This window comes from Qiania dongpingensis, assembly GCF_014337195.1.
Lineage (GTDB): Bacteria > Bacillota > Clostridia > Lachnospirales > Lachnospiraceae > Lientehia > Lientehia dongpingensis.
The window spans coordinates 2,449,670-2,469,597 of record NZ_CP060634.1 but is presented as its reverse complement, the minus strand read 5'-3'; the positions used below and the strand labels follow the sequence as shown (position 1 = coordinate 2,469,597).

18 protein-coding genes are annotated in these 19,928 nt (G+C 50.7%); 2 read left to right on the top strand and 16 right to left on the bottom strand.

Annotated features, from left to right (window positions below):
- Positions 1 to 164: 164 nt before the first annotated feature.
- From H9Q78_RS11520 to uvrC, 5 genes are all read right to left on the bottom strand, one after another.
- On the bottom strand, positions 165 to 422 hold the full coding sequence (locus H9Q78_RS11520) for an HPr family phosphocarrier protein (protein WP_249301874.1): 258 nt from the start codon (positions 420 to 422) through the stop codon (positions 165 to 167).
- Positions 419 to 1,360, bottom strand: coding sequence for a DNA-binding protein WhiA (gene whiA / locus H9Q78_RS11515; protein ID WP_249301873.1), 942 nt, complete (start codon positions 1,358 to 1,360; stop codon positions 419 to 421). The genes H9Q78_RS11520 and whiA overlap by 4 nt, the downstream gene beginning before the upstream one ends.
- 48 nt (positions 1,361 to 1,408) lie before the next feature.
- A complete protein-coding gene (gene murB / locus H9Q78_RS11510) occupies positions 1,409 to 2,314 on the bottom strand; it encodes a UDP-N-acetylmuramate dehydrogenase (RefSeq protein WP_249301872.1) in 906 nt (301 codons plus the stop codon).
- A 72-nt stretch (positions 2,315 to 2,386) separates the two neighbouring features.
- Positions 2,387 to 3,343, bottom strand: coding sequence for an HPr(Ser) kinase/phosphatase (hprK, locus tag H9Q78_RS11505; RefSeq protein ID WP_249301870.1), 957 nt, complete (start codon positions 3,341 to 3,343; stop codon positions 2,387 to 2,389).
- A 96-nt stretch (positions 3,344 to 3,439) separates the two neighbouring features.
- Positions 3,440 to 5,287, bottom strand: coding sequence for an excinuclease ABC subunit UvrC (gene uvrC / locus H9Q78_RS11500; RefSeq protein WP_249301868.1), 1,848 nt, complete (start codon positions 5,285 to 5,287; stop codon positions 3,440 to 3,442).
- A 387-nt stretch (positions 5,288 to 5,674) separates the two neighbouring features.
- Between uvrC and H9Q78_RS11495 the strand changes: the two genes are divergently transcribed.
- Complete coding sequence (locus H9Q78_RS11495) at positions 5,675 to 5,896, top strand: hypothetical protein (protein ID WP_249301866.1); 222 nt, start codon at positions 5,675 to 5,677, stop codon at positions 5,894 to 5,896.
- 207 nt (positions 5,897 to 6,103) lie between these two features.
- On the opposite strand, the gene ftsH is transcribed toward H9Q78_RS11495, so the two are convergent.
- Positions 6,104 to 8,182 (bottom strand): ATP-dependent zinc metalloprotease FtsH, encoded by a 2,079-nt coding sequence (ftsH, locus tag H9Q78_RS11490; RefSeq protein WP_249301865.1) that lies wholly within the window; start codon positions 8,180 to 8,182, stop codon positions 6,104 to 6,106.
- Between the two features lie 241 nt (positions 8,183 to 8,423).
- Here ftsH and H9Q78_RS11485 point away from each other — a divergent pair, with 241 nt between their 5' ends.
- Positions 8,424 to 10,034, top strand: a complete 1,611-nt coding sequence (locus H9Q78_RS11485) for a CTP synthase (protein ID WP_249301863.1) — start codon at positions 8,424 to 8,426, stop codon at positions 10,032 to 10,034.
- A 62-nt stretch (positions 10,035 to 10,096) separates the two neighbouring features.
- Here the strand turns inward: H9Q78_RS11485 and H9Q78_RS11480 are convergent, their stop codons facing one another.
- From H9Q78_RS11480 to H9Q78_RS11435, 10 genes are all read right to left on the bottom strand, one after another.
- Entirely contained in the window at positions 10,097 to 11,581 is a 1,485-nt protein-coding gene (locus H9Q78_RS11480) for a DUF1846 domain-containing protein (RefSeq protein WP_249301862.1), read from the bottom strand.
- A 115-nt stretch (positions 11,582 to 11,696) separates the two neighbouring features.
- Positions 11,697 to 12,104: a PH domain-containing protein gene (locus H9Q78_RS11475; protein ID WP_249301860.1), complete on the bottom strand. Its 408-nt coding sequence runs from the start codon at positions 12,102 to 12,104 to the stop codon at positions 11,697 to 11,699.
- A 356-nt stretch (positions 12,105 to 12,460) separates the two neighbouring features.
- Positions 12,461 to 13,663: an iron ABC transporter substrate-binding protein gene (locus H9Q78_RS11470; protein WP_249301859.1), complete on the bottom strand. Its 1,203-nt coding sequence runs from the start codon at positions 13,661 to 13,663 to the stop codon at positions 12,461 to 12,463.
- 28 nt (positions 13,664 to 13,691) lie between these two features.
- Complete coding sequence (locus H9Q78_RS11465) at positions 13,692 to 14,444, bottom strand: ABC transporter ATP-binding protein (RefSeq protein ID WP_249301857.1); 753 nt, start codon at positions 14,442 to 14,444, stop codon at positions 13,692 to 13,694.
- Positions 14,441 to 15,532, bottom strand: coding sequence for a FecCD family ABC transporter permease (locus tag H9Q78_RS11460; protein ID WP_249301856.1), 1,092 nt, complete (start codon positions 15,530 to 15,532; stop codon positions 14,441 to 14,443). The genes H9Q78_RS11465 and H9Q78_RS11460 overlap by 4 nt, the downstream gene beginning before the upstream one ends.
- Before the next feature lie 5 nt (positions 15,533 to 15,537).
- Positions 15,538 to 16,065: an FmdE family protein gene (locus H9Q78_RS11455; protein ID WP_249301854.1), complete on the bottom strand. Its 528-nt coding sequence runs from the start codon at positions 16,063 to 16,065 to the stop codon at positions 15,538 to 15,540.
- A 17-nt stretch (positions 16,066 to 16,082) separates the two neighbouring features.
- On the bottom strand, positions 16,083 to 16,586 hold the full coding sequence (locus tag H9Q78_RS11450) for a flavodoxin family protein (protein ID WP_249301852.1): 504 nt from the start codon (positions 16,584 to 16,586) through the stop codon (positions 16,083 to 16,085).
- A complete protein-coding gene (locus H9Q78_RS11445) occupies positions 16,558 to 17,412 on the bottom strand; it encodes a class I SAM-dependent methyltransferase (RefSeq protein WP_249301850.1) in 855 nt (284 codons plus the stop codon). The genes H9Q78_RS11450 and H9Q78_RS11445 overlap by 29 nt, the downstream gene beginning before the upstream one ends.
- Before the next feature lie 167 nt (positions 17,413 to 17,579).
- Positions 17,580 to 18,920: an MATE family efflux transporter gene (locus tag H9Q78_RS11440; protein WP_249301849.1), complete on the bottom strand. Its 1,341-nt coding sequence runs from the start codon at positions 18,918 to 18,920 to the stop codon at positions 17,580 to 17,582.
- Positions 18,921 to 19,551: 631 nt separating this feature from the next.
- On the bottom strand, positions 19,552 to 19,824 hold the full coding sequence (locus tag H9Q78_RS11435) for an oligopeptide/dipeptide ABC transporter ATP-binding protein (RefSeq protein ID WP_249301847.1): 273 nt from the start codon (positions 19,822 to 19,824) through the stop codon (positions 19,552 to 19,554).
- Positions 19,825 to 19,928 lie beyond the last annotated feature (104 nt).

Below are 19,928 nucleotides of genomic sequence, written 5' to 3'. Positions count from 1 at the left end.
GATTCCTCCTTTGTCTGCAAACACTTTATTCTATCATACAGGAGAACAAAGAATCCCGCAAGCGGGATTCTCCACCCGGATTCTCTACTGGTATCCAACTGAAACTATTCTAAATAAAGAACAAAATACCCCACAGCACCCTGTGGGGTATTTTGTTCTTTTCGTCATGATGCATTGCTCAAATACTGTTCAATGGCAGCTACGGCCCGCTCCTCGTCCTGTCCGTCCGCTGTCACCAGCACATCCGCTCCCTTATCAATGCCCAAGGTCATCATGCCCATGATGCTTTTCGCATTAACCTTTGTGAGTCCACTTTCGATATAAATACTGCTTTCATACTGGCTGGCCACCTGTACGAGCATCGCCACCGGGCGGGCTTCCAGTCCTGTCGGAATCCCAACGGTTATTTTCTTTGTAATCATAGACTTTCCTCCTCATCTTCCCTTAAAGCACTGGCCAATTCCTTCAATTTCCGCAGACGATGGTTGACGCCGGACTTCCCGACCGGAGGCTCCAAAGAGCATCCCAGCTCTTTCAGAGTTGCATCCGGCTGCTCCAGCCTGGCGACAGCAACCTCCTCCAGGCCTTCCGGCAGCTTGTCAAAGCCAATCCTTTCACGGATATACAATATATCATTCATCTGCTCCACGGCAGCTGATACCGTTTTATTTATATTTGCGGTCTCGCAGTTTACCTTGCGGTTCACGGTTCCTCTCATTTCCTTCAGGATCCGGACATTCTCAAGTTCCATCAAAGCCACATTGGCTCCCATGACTCCCAGCATATCCACGATCTGGCTCCCCTCTTTGATATAGAGGACATGATATTTTTTCCGAAGCACCGTCTTCGCTTCGATATCAAATGAACCGATGAGCGTCTGAAGCTGCGCTGCTTTTTCCGCGTTGGCACAGACAATCTCCAAATGATAGGATTTCTCGGGATTGCTGATGGAACCGCCCGCCAGAAACGCTCCCCTGATAAAAGCGCGTTTACAGCAGGAGTTCTGGACTACCATGCTGCTGATGAGATCCTTCCGTTCCTCCGGATATCCCTGTTCATCCAAAAGCTTCATCGCCCGCAGGACGCGAAGGACATCCTCGCTTCCGCAGACAGCCAATGTATGGGCGTCTCCCCCCACGGCGGCCTCTGGAGATATACCAAAGCTTTTTTTCAGCAGGGCCGAAAATTTCTTTGCCACAGCCTGGTTCTCTATTCGGAGCGCCAGCTGATACCGCCCGTCCCCGCCTGCCGCGATCCTGCCGCACATTCGGAATATAGCGGCCGCTTCTGCGATCTGGCAGTGCCTCGCGCTGCTCACCTGACGGGACAGCTCTTCCTTCACTTTGGACGAAAAAGACATGCTCTCACCTCAAAACACTTCCAGTTATATCATCATACAATCGTCTTGTCAACTGAAATCACCCAGAGTCCTGATCTCCATTTCCAGTAAAACTCCGAACTTTTCCTGTACCCGTTTCTGTATATCACGGCACAGATCCAGGACATTTTCCGCCGTCGCGCCGCCCTTGTTGATCACGAAGCCACAGTGCTTTTCCGAGACACAGGCCCCTCCTACCGCGTAACCTCTAAGGCCCGCGTCCATGATCAATTTACCTGCAAAGTACCCTTCCGGACGCTTAAATGTGCTGCCGGCGCTGGGAAACTCCAGCGGCTGTTTTTCCTTCCGCCTGGCAGACAGCTCATCCATCCTGGCCCTGATCTGTGTTTTATCCCCGGAGGTCAGATCTACTTCTACTTCTGTCACGATATATCTTCTGGGAAGGATGCAGCTCCTCCGATAGCCCATTTCCAGCTCAGCCAGGCTCAGCTCTTTTTCTTCTCCGTCTTCCGTCAGAACCCGGGCGCACCGAACGACCTGCGCCATCTCTCCTCCATAAGCTCCCGCGTTCATCACCATGGCTCCGCCTAAAGTCCCCGGAATACCTGATGCGAATTCCAGACCTGTGAGTTCCTCTTCCAGCGCTTTCAGCGCCACCTTCGCCAGCATGGCCCCGGAACCGGCGCGGAGCCCTCCTGCAATGGCCTCCACTTGTCCGAAAGCCTTCCCCATATGGATGATCACGCCCCGATATCCTCTGTCGCTGACCAGAAGATTACTTCCGTTTCCAAGGATAAAATACGGCTTTTCCATCTCCCTGCACAGCCGGATCGTCTTTCCCAGTCCGTCGCGTCCGCCTGGTGTCACAAAATAGTCCGCAGGGCCTCCTATCTGAAATGTCGTGTGCTTTTTCATCGGTTCATCACAGCATACCTGAATTCCCGCCTCCTGCAGTCTGTCGCAAAATAAATCCATATACTTCTCCTGCCTGTTTTATTTACTTGATGATATGATATTCCGTTTTGTCAAAGACATTTTCTCCGTCTGTCATTTTTCCTCTTTCGCTGCGTCCGTTCTGCCCTTCATCAGATTCCTCTGTACCCGATTGTAAAGCTCTTTCGCGGCGTTATAGCCCATTTTCTTCTGGCGGTAATTAACGGCTGCCGATTCTACGATGATCGCCAGGTTGCGGCCCGGACGGATGGGAATGTTGTGACAGACCACCTTATTTCCTAGGAACTCCGTATACTGTTCATCCATACCCAGCCGGTCATATTCTTTATCTCTGTCCCAGTCCTCCAGATTGATCACCATATCAATGGTCTGGGTATTCTTCACACTCTCCACGCCAAACAACGTCTTTACATCCAGTATGCCGATGCCGCGCAGCTCGATCATATGCCTGGTGATATCGGGAGCCGTCCCCACCAGAGTATCATCACTGACCTTGCGGATTTCCACCACATCATCGGTCACAAGACGGTGGCCTCTTTTGATCAGCTCCAAGGCGGCCTCGCTTTTTCCAATGCCGCTCTCACCCATGATCAGCACGCCCTCGCCAAACACGTCGACCAAAACGCCATGGATACTGATGCTGGGCGCCAGCTGGACCTTCAGCCAGCGGATCACTTCCGCCATAAAATCGGAAGTCGTCTTCTTGGTGGAAAGAAGGGGGATATTATATTTAATCGCCAACTTCCTGACCTCATCGTCGGGCTCCAGACTCCTGGCATATACAAGACAAGGAATCTCCCGGCTGAAAATCTGCTCGTACATGGCGACCTTTGCAGACTCACACATGGTACTTGTATAAGCATATTCCACATTTCCGATCACCTGTACCCGCTCATGGCTGAAATGGTCAAAAAAACCTGCCAGCTGCAGGGCGGGCCTGTTGATGTCCGGATAGTTGATCTCAATATCCGTGATATCGATCTCCGGCGTCAGGTTTTCCAGCTTCATTTTATTGATCAAGTTGCTCAGCTTTACCACTGGTGAATTCATCTTTTCCTCCTTATGACCTGCTGCTTCCAAAGATACCGCAGGGTACTCCCGTTTTTTTCATACTATCACAGGAGAGAAACAAGCGCAAGTACGGAATCAGCTGTGAAAAAACTCGTAGACTGCCTGCGCCGACGCTTCATTCATCTGCGGCAGCCCGGCCAATTCCTCCACAGAAGCCGCCTTCAGCTGCTCCATCGTCTTAAAATACCGCATCAGAGCTTTCCGGCGCACAGGCCCTATCCCTTTAATGTCTTCCAGCACAGAATGGACCTGGTCCCTGCCGCGGAGGCTCCTGTGATATTCTATGGCAAAGCGGTGGGCTTCATCCTGGATTCTGGTCAAAAGCCGGAATCCCTCGCCGTGATGCTCTAAGGGCAGCTCTCTTCCCTCAAAGTATAACGCTCTGGTCCTGTGATTATCATCCTTCACCATGCCGCAGACCGGTATATCCAGCTTAAGCTTCTCCAACACCTGCTTCGCCACGGAAACCTGTCCCTTGCCTCCATCCATCATGATGATATCCGGAAACCGGTCAAAGCCTCCGGTCTCTCGGATACCGGCCTGTTCCTCCTGGCCATGGACAAAGCGCCTGGTCAGCACTTCTTCCATGGAGGCATAATCATCCGGCCCTTTGACTGTCTGTATCCGGAATTTCCTGTAATCCGCCCGTTTGGGACGGCCGTATTCGTAAACCACCATGGAGCCCACCGACTGAAATCCGCTGATGTTGGAAATATCAAAGGCTTCCATCCGCACGATGCCCGAAAGTCCGAGGATCTCTTCCAGCTCTTTTACCGCGCCTGTTGTCTTTTGCTCTTCTCTCTTTATCTTTTCCCTGTCCTGGTTCAAAATAATGCTGGCATTTTTTTCCGCCATTTCCATGAGCCGGGCTTTCTCTCCTTTTTTCGGCACCCTCAGGACCACTTTCTGCCCTCTTTTTTTACTCAGCCAGCTCTCGATGATCTCCCGTTCTCCATCCTCCACGTCATGCTGGATCATAAGCTCCTTCGGTATAAACGGAGTCCCCGCGTAAAACTGTTTGATAAAGCCTGTCATGATCTGAGCCGGACCGTCTCCTTCTCCAATGGATAAATGGAAATTGTCCCGGCCGATGAGCTTACCTTCTCTCATAAAGAAGATCTGCACCACGGCATCCTTGCCGTCCTCCGCAAACGCGATAATGTCCCGGTCCTCTTGGACGCTGTCCGTGATCTTCTGAGTCTGTGCGATCTTCTGGACGCTGAATAACAGTTCCCGCACCGATGCGGCCGTCTCAAAATCCAAAGCCTCCGCCGCCTCCTTCATCTGCTTCTCCAGCACTTTGAGGATATTATCATAATGCCCTCCCAAAAATTCCAGGACCTGGTTCACTGCTTCCCGGTATTTCTCCTGGCTTATATATCCCTGGCAGGGAGCCTCGCACTGCTTAATATGGTAATTCAGGCACGGCCGCTCCTTTCCGATATCCTTCGGCAGATTCCTGTGGCAGGTACGTATCTTATACAGCTTGTGAATCAGTCCGATGCTGTCCTTCACAGCGCCAGCGCTGGTATAGGGGCCAAAGTAGCGGGATTTGTCCCGCTTCATGTCCCTGGCAAACAGCACTCTGGGATAAGCTTCCCCCACGGTCACTTTGATATAAGGATAATTCTTGTCATCCTTCAGCATGGTATTATACCGCGGCTTATATTCCTTGATCAGATTGCTTTCCAGAACAAGGGCTTCCAGCTCCGAATCTGTAACAATATATTCAAACCTGGCAATGCGGGATACCATTTTATTGATTTTCGCTGTTTTTCCCCGGCTGCTCTGAAAATACTGACGCACACGGTTTTTCAGGCTGATGGCCTTCCCCACATAAATGATCTCATCTTTGTCGTCGTGCATTAAATAGACGCCCGGCTTTCCCGGAAGCTTTTTAAGCTCCTCTTCTATGTCAAACATCAAATCCCTCCCTTCCGAGTAAATTGAAAGAATACCTTTAAAACAAACTTACCTTTATAACCCGATGAGACAGGAGGAAATCCGATTCCATCCAGGCGGCTCGCTGGCAGCCGTAACCAGAATCTTTACGGCCTCCAGTCGGTCCTTTCCAACTGACATGGATAAATCGATATTTTTCCATATCAGATTCCAATAAAAACCTGCATGAAATTCGGTTTTTACCTCCCTGCGGCCGGGAAGATCCTGCTAACGGCTTTGCGGCGCTCGCCTTACGATGGGATCGGATCGTTCCTCCTGCTCCTCTTCCCGCACCAAAATAAGCTTCTGTTTGTTCCGAAAGATATTGGAGCGGACACCGCGGCCCGCTGCTTTATGCGCGCGGGCCGTATGGATATCCAATCCTTTTCTGGAATCAAGGGCATAGTGCGTATCTTGAAAGGTGCGGGAGGCCGGGCACCGGCAGAACGATTCCGGGCCGGCCTAAAGGTGAGCGCCGCAGGGCAGCGGCCGGTGTTCCCCAGGCGGAGGGAGGCAGAAACGAAAAATACCGATTCCGTTTCTGAGCGAACCGGAGACGGAAAATCATCCGGATTTTCCATCGACATGTGAGCGGTACTCCTGAAGCGGGGATAAAGCGGCCCCTGCATCGCCAGCGAACCGAAATCGTGACGGTCCGGAACTTCTGCCGACATATGGAAGGCCTCGGCAAAGATTTGATAAAGGTATTTATAAGTGTTACAGAAAAATCCCGGCCAGGCTCCACAGGAGTCTCCCGGCCGGGTTCCCTCATTCATTTATCAATTTCAGAAATATACATTATTCTTCTTTTCCATCATTCCCTGATTCCGGTTCCCCGGCTTCCGCCCCATCTGCTCTATCCGGATTGAGACCGGCTGCGTCCAGGTCTGCCGCATCCGCAATGCGGACCACATCTTCCTGCACCGGCTTCTGTTCCCCGTCAGTTTCTGGTTTCTTTTCAGGAGCCGTTTCTTCCACTGTCTCTCCCTTGATCTCACGGAAGATGCGCATGAACTCTTTGCCCGTGATCGTTTCCCGTTCAATCAAGAACGCGGCAATCTTATCCAGCGCCTCGCGGTTCTGGGACAGCAGACGCTTCGCCTCCTCGTGGGCTTCTTCCAGCATCAGCTTGACCTCGCTGTCTATCTCAGCCGCAGTCACATCGGCACAATTGAGCACTGCTCTGCCGTCCAGATATTTGCTCTCGACGGATTCAAGGCCCATCAGGCCGAACTTCCTGGACATTCCATATTGTGTGACCATCGCTCTGGCCACGGCGGTCGCCCGCTCAATATCATTGGCCGCTCCTGTAGTCACTGTGTCAAACACAAGCTCCTCGGCGGCCCTGCCGCCCAAAAACTGAACCAGCATGGCCTTCAGCTCCGCCTCGCTGTTCAGATACTTCTCTTCCTCCGGCACGTTCATCACATAACCCAACGCACCCATGGTACGGGGCACGATGGTGATCTTCTGTACCGGCTCCGAATCCTTCTGAAGGGCGCTGACCAGCGCATGGCCCACCTCGTGATAAGAAACGATCCTGCGTTCCTTCTCACTCATGATCCGGTCCTTCTTCTCCTTGCCTACGAGCACTACTTCCACGGCCTCAAACAGATCGGCCTGGCTGACCACATGACGTCCGTGCTTTACCGCGTTGATAGCTGCTTCATTTATCATATTCGCCAGGTCAGAACCCACCGCGCCTGACGTCGCCAAGGCAATCGCTTCCAAATCCACGGAGTCATCCATGAGGACATCCTTGGAATGCACCTTCAGTATATTGATACGGCCCTTCAGATCCGGCTTATCCACGATGATCCGCCGGTCCAGACGGCCAGGGCGGAGCAGCGCCTTATCCAGGATCTCCGGGCGGTTGGTCGCAGCCAAGATGAAAACGCCTTTATTGGAATCAAAGCCGTCCATCTCCGAAAGCAGCTGGTTGAGCGTCTGTTCCCGCTCGTCATTCCCTCCGCCATATCGGGAATCACGGCTCTTTCCTATGGCGTCTATCTCATCTATGAAAACGATACACGGCGCGTTTTCCTGGGCCTTTTTAAACAGGTCACGTACTCTGGACGCGCCGACGCCTACGAACATTTCCACAAAATCAGAGCCGGAAAGAGAAAAGAACGGCACCTTTGCTTCTCCGGCTACAGCCTTTGCCAGTAATGTCTTACCGGTACCGGGAGGTCCCACCAGCAGGGCTCCCTTCGGCAGCTTAGCGCCAATGGTGGAATATCTCCCCGGATTGTGGAGGAAATCTACAATCTCCTGGAGTGATTCTTTGGCCTCGTCCTCTCCGGCCACATCCTTGAACGAGACTCCGGTCTCCTTTTGGACGTCATACATCTTGGCGTTGCTCTTGCCTACGCCCATGACGCCTCCGCCGCCGGAACGTCTCATGATAAACATGAGGAATATCCACACTAAAGCAACCGGCAGGATATATACCAGCAGAATATCCAGCAGTGTGGAATTGGTGTTTGGCTTTTTCCCTTTTATCTCCACATTGGAACTCAACAACGTGGAGGTCAGATCCGGGTCTTCTATCCTAACCGTATAATAAGTCTCAGTCTGCAGATAGTAAAACGGCGAATCCTCTGTGCTCTGCACCGTATAATCGGACACTGGCGTGATCAAGATCTCATCGTCCTTGATAACTACGGATTTCACCTTCCCGTCCTTCACCATCTGAATGAAATCGCTGTATGTCACCTCAGTCCTGGTACCGTCGGAAAGGAAGCTGCTCATCATGGAAACACACAGCAGCGTGACAACCGCGGCCACTACCAGTAGCAGGATCATCTGATTATTCCTGCCCGGCTTGTTTCCATTCCCGTTCCCTTTCTGGTTCCGGTTCTGATTTGGGTTATCCATATATTATTATCTCCTTTATGCTCCTATATCGGCAGTTAAGCTGTTTTTCTGTCCACCGAAGCTGTCTTTACTATTATAAAGCATTTCCATAATAAATCAATACATCCATCATGAAATATTGTTCACATTTCTTAAGGATTTATAAAATTTTCCGCAAAAAGTCCTAGCATTATTTTTTTCCCGGTTGTATACTATATAAGTTATTTTTGACATAATCTCTTACTCAAAAGGAGGACAAAACATGCCCGTAAAATACGTGTTCGTTACCGGCGGCGTGGTATCCGGCCTCGGAAAGGGGATTACGGCGGCATCCCTTGGACGCCTGCTGAAATCCAGAGGCTACACCGTCACCATGCAGAAATTTGACCCCTACATCAACATCGACCCGGGTACCATGAATCCCATCCAGCACGGAGAGGTCTTCGTCACCGACGACGGAGCCGAGACGGACCTGGATCTCGGTCACTACGAAAGATTCATTGATGAAAGTCTCACTAAAAATTCCAACGTAACCGCAGGTAAGATTTACTGGTCTGTTTTATCGAAAGAAAGACGGGGAGATTTCGGCGGAGGGACCGTGCAGGTCATCCCTCATATCACCAACGAGATCAAAGACCGTTTTCATCGAAATCAATCCACCAAAGAAACGGAAATCGCCATCATCGAAGTGGGCGGCACCGTAGGCGACATCGAAAGCCAGCCGTTTCTGGAAGCCATCCGCCAGTTCCAGCACGATGTCGGCCATGAAAATGCCATTCTGATCCATGTGACTCTGATCCCTTATCTGAAAGCTTCCGGAGAACTGAAGACCAAGCCCACCCAGGCCAGCGTAAAGGAGCTGCAGGGCATCGGAATCCAGCCGGATATCATCGTATGCCGCTCCGAATATCCTCTTGACGATCAGATCCGCTCTAAGATCGCCCTATTCTGTAATGTTCCTGCCAGCCATGTTCTGCAGAACCTGGACGTGGACATCTTATATGAGGCCCCGCTCGCCATGGAAAAGGAGCATCTGGCTGAGGTCGCCTGCCAATGCCTGAGACTCAGCTGTCCCAAACCAGATCTGGAGGAATGGGCGGCGATGATCGAGGCCTGGAAACAGCCCAGGAAAAAAGTCACTGTCGCACTGGTGGGAAAATATATCCAGCTCCATGACGCCTATATCAGCGTAGTCGAGGCCCTCCGCCACAGCGGTGTGGCCAATCACGCCGACGTCACGATCAAATGGGTCGACTCTGAAACTGTAACCGACGAAAATGCAGACGAGATTCTTGGAGACGCGGCGGGTATCCTGGTGCCAGGGGGCTTCGGAAACCGGGGCATCGACGGCAAAATCTCCGCCATCAAGTATGCCCGTGAGAACGGCGTCCCATTCCTCGGTCTCTGTCTCGGTATGCAGCTGGCCATCGTGGAATACGCCCGCAATGTGATCGGATACGGGGATGCACACAGTGTGGAGCTGGATTCCCAGACCACCCATCCAGTCATCCATCTGATGCCCGACCAGAACGGGATTGAAGACATCGGCGGCACGCTGAGACTTGGATCTTATCCCTGTGTCCTGGACAAATCCACAAAAGCCTATGAGCTTTACGGTCAGGAGATCATTCACGAACGACACAGGCACCGCTATGAGGTCAACAACGATTTTCGAAAGGTCATGGAGGAAAACGGTTTGACGCTCTCTGGCATTTCTCCCGACGGACGCATTGTGGAGATGATCGAGCTGAAATCTCACCCCTGGTTCCTGGCGACCCAGGCCCACCCGGAACTGAAATCCCGGCCCAACCGGCCCCATCCTCTATTCCGCGGCTTTGTCGGCGCTGCCCTTGAACATCAGGAAGGAAAATAAAAGCTTCCTATTATTAAAAGGACCATGCACGGATGTGCATGGTCCTCTATTTATCATTACGATCATACGTGGTACAGCTTCGAAGTCTGATACTTCGGTTCATATGTGATGTTCACTCCCAGCCTGCGGAACACCTTCTCATCCACATGGGAAAGGATCACTGTAGAATGGGCCTCACAGCCTCGGAGTCCGGACAGCTGCTCCATGGCTTTCTGGGCTTCTCCGTCAGACGCCGCACAGATGGACAGCGCGATGAGCACCTCATCCGTATGGAGCCTGGGGTTCTTATTCCCGAGATATCCTACCTTCAGCTTCTGGATTGGCTCGATGATGGTCGGCGAGATCAAATGGACACTGTCCTCAATCCCCCCCAGTGTTTTCAGCGCGTTCAGAAGAAGCGCCGAAGAAGGTCCCAAAAGCTCCGATGTCCTGCCCGTGAGGATGGTACCGTCCGGCAGCTCCATCGCGGCGGCCGGTTCCCCGGTAGCATCCGCTTTTGCCAGAGCCGGCTTCACCACAGCCCTGTCTTCCGGTGTGACCCCCGCTTTCTTCATCAAAAGCTCCAGCTTATAGACCACATTATCCTCTGTGACTCCCTTTCGCTGTCCGCAGAGCGCAGTATAATACCGGCGGATAATCTCCTGGCAGGACGCTTCCCTGACCGCCTCGTCATCAAAGATACAATTGCCGGCCATATTGACACCCATATCCGTCGGGGACTTATACGGGCATTTCCCCACAATCTTTTCCAGCATCGCAGTCAGCACCGGAAATATCTCCACATCCCGGTTGTAGTTGACCGTGGTCTCTCCATATGCCTCCAGATGGAACGGATCGATCATGTTGATATCGTCCAGGTCCGCCGTAGCCGCCTCATAGGCCAAATTTACCGGATGCTTGAGAGGCAGGTTCCAGATGGGAAAGGTTTCAAACTTCGCATAGCCTGCCTGAATTCCCCTCTTATGTTCATGATACAGCTGAGAAAGGCAGGTGGCCATCTTTCCGCTTCCCGGCCCCGGGGCCGTCACCACCACCAGTTCCCTGGTGGTCTCTATATATTCATTTCTTCCATAGCCATCATCGCTGACGATCCTGGTCAGATCAGAAGGATATCCTTCAATCGGATAATGCCTGTATACACGCACCCCCAGGGATTCCAGCCGCTTCTGGAATGCCTCGGCCGCCGGCTGCCCCTGGTATCTGGTCAGCACCACACTTCCCACATAGAGGCCGATTCCCCGGAATTCATCAATCAACCGTAGCACATCGGAATCATAGGTGATGCCCAAGTCTCCCCGAACCTTGTTCTTTTCAATGTCAGCCGCTCCTATGGCTATGACGATCTCCACCTGCTCCTTGATCTGAAGGAGCATCCGAAGCTTGCTGTCCGGCTGAAATCCCGGAAGCACCCGGGAGGCATGATAATCGTCAAACAGCTTTCCTCCGAACTCCAGATAAAGCTTCCCTCCGAACTGAGAGATCCGCTCTCTGATATGCTCTGACTGCATCTGCAGGTATTTTTCGTTGTCAAATCCCGTTTTTCTCACTTTTGTATCCCCCAATAATAGCGTCAATGTACAAAGGGCATCCTGTGTAATACGTTCCTATTATACAGAATCATTCGGCGCATTGCAAGCGGCTCTCTTCATTTCCGCCTCCGTTTCAGCCCCGGTTTGTGACGAGCCCGGCTCTGGCCTTGATCTCCGCCAGAAACTTCTCTTTGTCCAGTACGGATATCATAAACTCAGATCCCCTGGTCTTTATGGCAATCCTGTCCAGAGAAGCGGCATACGATGCCAGCGGATTATGAGTCTTCCACACCCGGACGATATCTTTATAATAAATTTTCTCATTTAGGAAGCCAAAGGCCACGCGCAGCGCGTCTTCCTGAAACACCACATAGTTTCGGACTAAGGAGGGAATAAAAATGAGATCCGAAACGATGAGCGCCAGAACAAGAGGCGCCGCTTCCGAGATTTTCCGGCTGCCGGCAAGCTGCCATATGATGCCGGCATTCGCGAAGATCACAATCGCATAATACCATATGGCTTTCTTCCCTTTATACCTCATAACTACACACTCCCTTTTTCTGCCCCGCGCCGTTTTTTTCATTTTATCACAGTCCCCACGATATAGAAAGCTTCCTGCATTCGTGATTCCGGGCTCGCTGTTAAAACAAGAAAGAATCCTGATATTAAAAAGAAAAAACCGGCTTCCGCCGGTTCTTTCTTTTTTGATAGAGTATTTATTTGAGGTATAATAATGGGCTTTTGTTTCTGCCATTATCTTATCAGCACTCAGCCAGCCGCGCAAGCCGCCCCCACGGTTGTTTTTCGATATTATTTTTTTCCTTAATTCATGGGGATTCCGGAAGTGTCTTTTTTCTTTTCCATCCCTATGCCCGGGATACGACGCATTACAGCCGTTTATTTTAGAGTCACGGTACCAAAGGTCCCATAGGCTTCCGAATACTCCGCATACAATGGAGCCCCCACCATTTCCGTCGTGATCTCATCAAACTTCTTCGCCGGATCGATATCCTGGAATTCCTCCGGATAAAACAGCGTTCCGAAATAATAAGCATCAGCGATGGCTACATCAATGTTACAGCTGTAGTAATTGTAAGGAAGCTGCAAATACAGCCTGTTGTTTTTCACTGCCTGAAGGCCTTCATAGAAACTGGGATCCGATTCGTAATCTTCCAGAATCAGAGGAAGCCCACCCGCTTCTACTATAATGATTTCCGGATCCATTTCCAGAATCTTCTCCTTATCTAACATCACATATTCATGGATGCCGGCCTCACTCACCACATTTCTGGCATTGACTGCATCAAAAAGGGCGTAGTTTCCGGAAGTACTTTCAATCCCATGGGAACCTCTCATGGACTGGCCCGCCAGATATACGACCGGCCTGTCCTCCTCCGGAATGTCCTTCGTCCGTTCATTTAAGTCTGCTTTAGCGTCCGCGATATAGCGGATGATCTCCTCCGCTCTTTTCTCATGACCGGTTATCTTTCCGACCAGCGTCAAGGATTCATCCACAGCCGGATCAAATACCGATACTTCCCCATAGCTCAGGGATACTACCGGGATACCGGTCTTTTCCTGCAGGTCGTCTATGGCCGCTACATCTGAATTATAGCAGGTAAAAATTACATCTGGGTCCGCCGTTAAAAGCTTCTCCGGATCCGGTGCGTTCGTAGGACCGCCGGCTCCAATGCTGGAAAGCTTCTGAATGTCTTTATCAGCCATGACATATGAGCGTCCCGTCGCATCGTCAATCTCAATCTGCTCCGCGCCCACCAGAGCCGAGGTATCGGCAACATAGCAGTACAGCCGCAGGCAGCCAGGTCCAATCGCCGCAAATTTCTCGGCGCCCGCAGGAATCGTCACCACCCGTCCTGCCATATCCGTGACCGTCATTTCCTTCGCTTCCTCAGAACTCTCTGTTTTCTGTTCTGCTTTCTTAGTCTCATCTTCTTTTTTTTCTTCTTTCAATCCGTCCGTTTTTTCTGATGCCGTCGTGTCCGTCTCGTTTGCAGCTCCCGTACTCTTGTTTCCGCAGCCCGCCAACAGGGCCGCCGCCATAATTACGGCAACTGCGATACTTCCAATTTTCCTTTTCATTCTTTTCCTCCAATCGTATTGTCTCATGTCATAAGGGTATGATCAATGGCATACCGTTTCTCATCTCCACCGATGTCCGGACTCCGTAGACCGCATGGATATTCTCCTCTGTCAGAATCTCAGGCCCTCCTGAAGCATATATCCTTCCGTCGGCAACCATCAAAAATTTATTGGCAAATCTGGCTGCAAGGTTCAGATCGTGCATTGTCGCCACCGCAGAAATATGCTTTTCTTTTACTATCTTCTGTATCAGGTTAATCACTTCAATCTGGTTCTTCAAATCCAGACTGCTGGTCGGTTCATCAAACAAAAGTACCTGCGGCTCCTGCGCCAGGGCCCTGGCTATGGAAACTTTCTGCATCTCCCCGCCGGAAAGCTCTGTGACCGGGCGCAGGGCATATGCTTCCATGGACAGCTGCTTTAAGATATTCTGAACCATGAGCAGATCCTTTTCTGATACTTCCCATTTAATATAGGGTTTTCTTCCAAGTAAAACCGCGTCATAAACCGTCGTCTCTGAGAAGCGGCAGCTCTGGGAAACATATCCTATCTTCCTGGCCAATCTTTCCCGGGACATGGCATTTACATCCGCGCCATCCACCAGCACACTTCCTCCGTCCCTTTTCAATATCCTGTTCAGACATTTTAAAAGTGTTGATTTTCCTACGCCATTTGTTCCCAGTATGGCCACCCGGTCACCCTTCTCTACGGAAAATGTCACATCTTTCAGGACCTCATTTCCCGGATAGTGGAAAGAAAGCCCGTTTACTGTCAAATTCATACTGAACGTTTCCTCCCTTTTAGCAGCAGATACAGGAACATCGGCCCTCCGAGAAGAGATGTCAGCGCTCCCACCGGCAGAACCACCGGTGAAATAACCGTCCTGGCCAGCGTATCGGCCGCAAGCAGAATGATTGCGCCGGCCAATGCAGACGCCGGAATCAGGAACCGGTGATCGGCCCCCAGGATCCTCCTCATGATCTGCGGGCCGACCAACCCGATGTATCCTATCATTCCAAGAAAAGAAACTGCCACAGCTGTGATCAAAGATGCGGCCAGCAGTCCCCAGAACCTGGTTCGTTCCGTATTCACTCCCAGGCTTTTAGCCGTTTCTTCTCCATTTGCCAGCGCGTTGTAGTCCCACCTCTTGAAAAAGAAATAGACGACTGAACATCCGACGATCACCGCCAATATGGCGACTTCTTTCCAGGAAGCCCGTCCGAGGTCTCCAAAAGTCCAGAACACAGCCGCCGCCACTTTAATATCCGTGCCAAAATACTGCAGAATCGTGGTCCCAGCCGTAAACATGGCTCCAAGCGCCACACCGGCCAGAACGATAGACTCCGGCACAAACCCTCTCGTCCGGGCCAGGCCGAGGATGGCCAGAGCGGCAGCCATAGAGCATACAAATGCACAGATGGTGACCAGATAAGGATTATTGATCACCACCTCATCTCCCGCCGTATGCATGACCGTCCCGGCATTCAATCCTATGATTGCAAGATTCGCCCCGAAAGTCGCCGCATTGCTGATTCCCAGAGTGGAAGGAGAAGCCAGCGGATTCTTCAGAGCGTTCTGCATTACACAGCCTGCAATGGATAGTCCGGATCCCGCCACCACCGCGGCTATTACCCGAGGCATACGGATACGCCAGACAACGATCCAGTCTTTTTCTTCTCCCCGCCCCAAAATCGCACGGAAGACCTGCCCCAATTTCATATCAGCGGCCCCCGCGTTCACGCAGACCACCATTAAAAGCAGTGTAACAACGGAGAGCGCCGCCAGTATGATCCATTTCCTCCGAATATGGCGATGATATCCGCTGATTTGTTCTTTCTGTTCTCGAATCGTTTCTTCTCTGCCGGACATACTGATCACCAGCCCCTTGAATAATCCTGAAAGCAATCCACACAGACTTTTTTCCCGCCCTGCAGATGCATCTTATAATCTGGAGAAGCCTCTCCGCATATTTCACAGGTCTCATCCGCGAAGATCCTTGCGGCATCCGGAAGGGAAAATCCCGGCTCTTTTACCCAGAAAAGTTCTTCAAAAGGATTCTCCAAAATTTCTCTCTGCCTCTCTTCTCTGCTGGTCCCACTTTTTCCGGGCTTCAGGACTACTCTCACGCCCTTCCCGGTCTTCCTCAGAAAAAATGAAAAAGCCATTTTCCCTGTCCCTCGGTACAGGAGATTCCCCTTTCCCATGGTACATCCGGTCAGGACCTGTACCGCATCCACGCCGCAGGCGTCATTTTCCGTTACGCATACAAGTTCCTCATCCTCCGCCCTCTCAATGCCGCCGAACCATTCCAGCGCATAGAGACCGACACGAAATCCAATTGCCAGCCCGGGGCATTCATGTCCGTGGAATTCCACGCATTTTCTCCACTTATCCTGTTCCATTTTTAAATCCTCCTTCTCTAATGTTTCACAAAGTATTTCTCTGTTTTCTCCGCCACCCGTCTGCCGAAAATCCGGAACAAGTCTGCCTTTTCCTCCAGCTCATCCCTCAGAGCTATGGGGCCGAGATGAATAAAAGGCCGTCCGTTTCCGGCGCCGGACGCATAGGAAAACATTCCTCTTGTCATGGCATGCTGAAGTACCGTCTGAATCGCTATGTCCGCCCCTCCCCACATACAATTGGCCGTGGCAAAACAGGCCGCCAGCTTGTCGGCCAGCTTGCAGTCCCAGCGAGTATCAAAAAATTTCTTCATCTGCCAGCAAAGATTTGCCACATAGCAGGGGGTCCCAAATACGACGGCCTCACTGGCGTTCAGAAATTCCACATTCATCGAATCCTCATCCTTAAGATTCATAAGTTCCACTTCCGCCTCGGGGGCCTGGGAAAGGATTCCCTCTTTTACAAACATCGCCATTTTTTCCGTGTTTCCGGTCTCACTGTAATACAGAATCGTAATTTTCATCTACCGTTTCCTCCATATTCCAGTACATGGTACTGATAGCCGTATTCACCGTTTCTTTTACTGTCCCATTCTCCTGAAGTGTTTCTAGAAGCCGGCAGATTTTTGCCTCCCCTTCATACTCCAGAGGATTGTAGGTCCGTATTTTATTTATATACCACTTCTTTGCGTCCTCCAGATCTCGCTCTGATTCCCATGTTTCTTTTCTGTAGGACAGCTCCGGCAAAAGTCCCCGCTGCCAGAGGATCCCAAAAGCGTATAGCATCCCTTTATCAAAACTGTCCGGCCGGTTTTCTACTCCTGCTGCCAGCTTTACTTTATCCAGCACTGAATCACTTCTTCTGACCGGTTTTACGAGAAAACAATGGGCAGACGCGGTCCGCAGCATTTTAAAAAAACTGTCAGCATCCGCAACGGCCGGAGTCATATGAGCAAATACCAGATCAAATTTCCCCAGCTTTTCTATTTCCTCTTCAGCGGCGCCCGGCCAGTCCATACAGCGGAAATCCACATTCTCTATTCCGGCATCATCCGCTTTTTTCCGCGCATATGCAATCATCTTGGGAGACAGATCCACGCCGATTATCTCCTTAGCGCGGGAAGCCATAGCCATGGAATAAATTCCGGTCCCGCATCCAATATCCAGCACTCTCATTCCCGGATAAAGCTTCACTTTTTTTTCTATTTCCTGCAGAAACGGATTGTCCTCCCATTTTGGCACCGCGTGTTTGCAAAAACTCTCAGCCGCCTCGTCCCATACCGCCGTATTGGCCGCACGGTCTGTCACAGGATGTTTCCATTCCCTCCTGAGCTCTTCCAGTCCAAACATTCCCCTCTCTCCTCTCCTGTAATTGAATCCCTGTTTTTCATACCATATCAGGGTATTTTCTCCTTTGCAAGCCGGGCAGGGGGTTAAAAAAACACAGGAATTTTCCTTTGTTTTTTAAGGGCTTTCTCCCTTTCGTCCGCCAATTTTATCCCCATGCCCCGGATATCCTATTTGTGCGGCACAAATTTACCATAACGGTAATACAGACACATGCAGACTGCCGTCAGCCCCCAGGTGATTGGATAAGTCAGGGCAATACCGCGCACATCATGATAAAAGGACATAATCACAAAGAGAAGAAGCGTCCGCACGATACAAATATTTGTCAGAATAATAGCCATCGGCGGGACCGACTTTCCCGCGCCCCGTATGGATGCCGCAAGAACCTCTAAAATCACGTAGACCCAATAAAACGGAAACGATATTCGAATAATGCGGAGTCCATATGCAATCACTTCCTCATCTTTATTAAAAAGCCGAAAAGCCTGACGCCCAAATAAAAGCATAATTCCCATCATGATCAAGGTGATAAAAATGCCCATTAAAATACAGGTCCTTGTTCCTTTTCTCATGCGTTCCTCATTCTTTGCCCCGATATTCTGACCTGAGAATATCGTGATGGCCTGTCCGAACGCTACGATTGGAAGGTAAATCGGCAGTTCCACTTTAAAATAAGCGGTAAAGGCCGCGATGGCATCTACATTAAAACCGTTAATATGATACTGGGCAAATACATTCGACAAGGTGATGACCAGTGACTGAATTCCCGCCGGGATTCCCACCCGTATGATTTCCTTTAAAACCGTACCATATATCTTTAATTTTCTAAAATTAAGATGATAGGCGCCTTTTTGTCTGAACAGATATACCAGCGCCAAAGCCGCGGAGGTTGTCTGAGATATCAGGGTAGCCCAGGCTACACCGTCAATCCCATTTTCAAACCAGACCACAAACACGGCATCCATAATCACGTTAGTGATTCCTCCCATCAGCTGGATCAGCATAGGCGCGCTGGAGTTTCCTGTGGCCCGGATGACTCCGGAACCGATGTTATACGTGATGACCGACGTCAAACTCAGGAAATATATCCGGACATAGGAAACAGCCGACGCTATTATTTCCTCTGGCGTATTCATCCATTTCAGGAAAAGCGGCGCTCCAATATATCCTAATATCGTCAGCAGAATCCCGCCCGCAAAGCTAAGGGCCACTGCCGTATGAAGTGTCTTTCTGATGCCTTCCTCGCTCCTTGCCCCCACCTGCTGCGACATTACAACTCCGGATCCGACACTCATCCCGCTGAAAAATCCCACCAGGCAGGTAATCAGCAAACTGCTGGCCCCTACTGCCGCCGACGCATTTTTTCCGATAAAATTACCCACAAACAGCAGATCCACCGTATTATAGAGCTGCTGAATAAAACTGGAAGCCAGAAGGGGCAGTGCAAATAATAGAAGCTGTTTCCAAATGACTCCCTGGGTCAGATCTACCGTGCTCTTTTTTCTCATCTCATTCCATCCTCTCTATTTTCCCATAAGCAATAACAGAACCTTCCCTCAGCACATTCAGACTGCCGGTCTGGTACAAAACAATCCCTTCACACTCTGCCGGAATATATTCTGATCCCCACCTGTCGCGGTGACCTGCTGTACGGAATTTACGAGGGTTTTTCGGATCTGGTGCGTGAAGGGTTCCTTACGTCCATGCCTAAATTGGTTGCCGCCGTACCGTTCCCCCGGCTGGAGCGGGTCCTTCTGGGACAAAACGCACATCAAAACAAATTCATTGGCGATCCTTCTCAAACGCCGTCCATCAGCGGGGCACCGCCACCTATCAATCCGAACTGGCGTTGAGAAATAGCAGTGGGTCTGCCATAAGTGCAGCTTCTGAAAATATATCCGATGCAGTCAGAGAATTCGGCCGATACGGCCTGTACCTGGAGACCTCTTCCGCCATTCTTTTAAACTGTCTGAAGCATGCGGAATTACAGAAAAAAGTCCCCAAATGGAGCTCTGTGCTCCTTCTCCTGACTTCTAATGGATATAAAAATCCTCCGGAACTTTTTGATTGACCCTATGTAATCTCCTTTTGCCAGACAGTTCAAAACCCAGGTCACTTCTTCGGAAGCCCTGGGTTTTATTAATTTTCCGGAAAGTGACACGCCGCGCAATGCTCATCCACTTTTCCGGGTAATTCCGGCCTGATCGACCGGCACTTTTCTCCTGGTCTTTTACAATAAGGATAGAAATCACAGCCGTTCTCTCTTTTTCCGATACAGCTTTCCAGCTCCGGTCTATCAGGCAGGCTCTTTTTTCTGTTGTTTTCTTCACGCCCCAGCGTAAATGCTTCCGCACACCGGACAAGCAACTCGGTATAAGGGTGGGCCGGTTTCTCCATTACTTCTGCTGCCATCCCCTATTCCACGACTCGTCCCTGGTACATCACCAATATCCTGCTGCAGAGACAAGATACAAGAGATAAATCATGTGATATAAAAAGGAAAGAAAACTGCCTTA

Bases quoted from the DNA above. Each gene is read 5' to 3' on its own strand.
- H9Q78_RS11520 (WP_249301874.1), bottom strand. From the start codon at position 422: ATGATTACAAAGAAAATAACCGTTGGGATTCCGACAGGACTGGAAGCC.
- whiA (WP_249301873.1), bottom strand. From the start codon at position 1,360: ATGTCTTTTTCGTCCAAAGTGAAGGAAGAGCTGTCCCGTCAGGTGAGC.
- murB (WP_249301872.1), bottom strand. From the start codon at position 2,314: ATGGATTTATTTTGCGACAGACTGCAGGAGGCGGGAATTCAGGTATGC.
- hprK (WP_249301870.1), bottom strand. From the start codon at position 3,343: ATGAATTCACCAGTGGTAAAGCTGAGCAACTTGATCAATAAAATGAAG.
- uvrC (WP_249301868.1), bottom strand. From the start codon at position 5,287: ATGTTTGACATAGAAGAGGAGCTTAAAAAGCTTCCGGGAAAGCCGGGC.
- H9Q78_RS11495 (WP_249301866.1), top strand. From the start codon at position 5,675: ATGGATATCCAATCCTTTTCTGGAATCAAGGGCATAGTGCGTATCTTG.
- ftsH (WP_249301865.1), bottom strand. From the start codon at position 8,182: ATGGATAACCCAAATCAGAACCGGAACCAGAAAGGGAACGGGAATGGA.
- H9Q78_RS11485 (WP_249301863.1), top strand. From the start codon at position 8,424: ATGCCCGTAAAATACGTGTTCGTTACCGGCGGCGTGGTATCCGGCCTC.
- H9Q78_RS11475 (WP_249301860.1), bottom strand. From the start codon at position 12,104: ATGAGGTATAAAGGGAAGAAAGCCATATGGTATTATGCGATTGTGATC.
- H9Q78_RS11470 (WP_249301859.1), bottom strand. From the start codon at position 13,663: ATGAAAAGGAAAATTGGAAGTATCGCAGTTGCCGTAATTATGGCGGCG.
- H9Q78_RS11465 (WP_249301857.1), bottom strand. From the start codon at position 14,444: ATGAATTTGACAGTAAACGGGCTTTCTTTCCACTATCCGGGAAATGAG.
- H9Q78_RS11460 (WP_249301856.1), bottom strand. From the start codon at position 15,532: ATGTCCGGCAGAGAAGAAACGATTCGAGAACAGAAAGAACAAATCAGC.
- H9Q78_RS11455 (WP_249301854.1), bottom strand. From the start codon at position 16,065: ATGGAACAGGATAAGTGGAGAAAATGCGTGGAATTCCACGGACATGAA.
- H9Q78_RS11450 (WP_249301852.1), bottom strand. From the start codon at position 16,586: ATGAAAATTACGATTCTGTATTACAGTGAGACCGGAAACACGGAAAAA.
- H9Q78_RS11445 (WP_249301850.1), bottom strand. From the start codon at position 17,412: ATGTTTGGACTGGAAGAGCTCAGGAGGGAATGGAAACATCCTGTGACA.
- H9Q78_RS11440 (WP_249301849.1), bottom strand. From the start codon at position 18,920: ATGAGAAAAAAGAGCACGGTAGATCTGACCCAGGGAGTCATTTGGAAA.
- H9Q78_RS11435 (WP_249301847.1), bottom strand. From the start codon at position 19,824: ATGGCAGCAGAAGTAATGGAGAAACCGGCCCACCCTTATACCGAGTTG.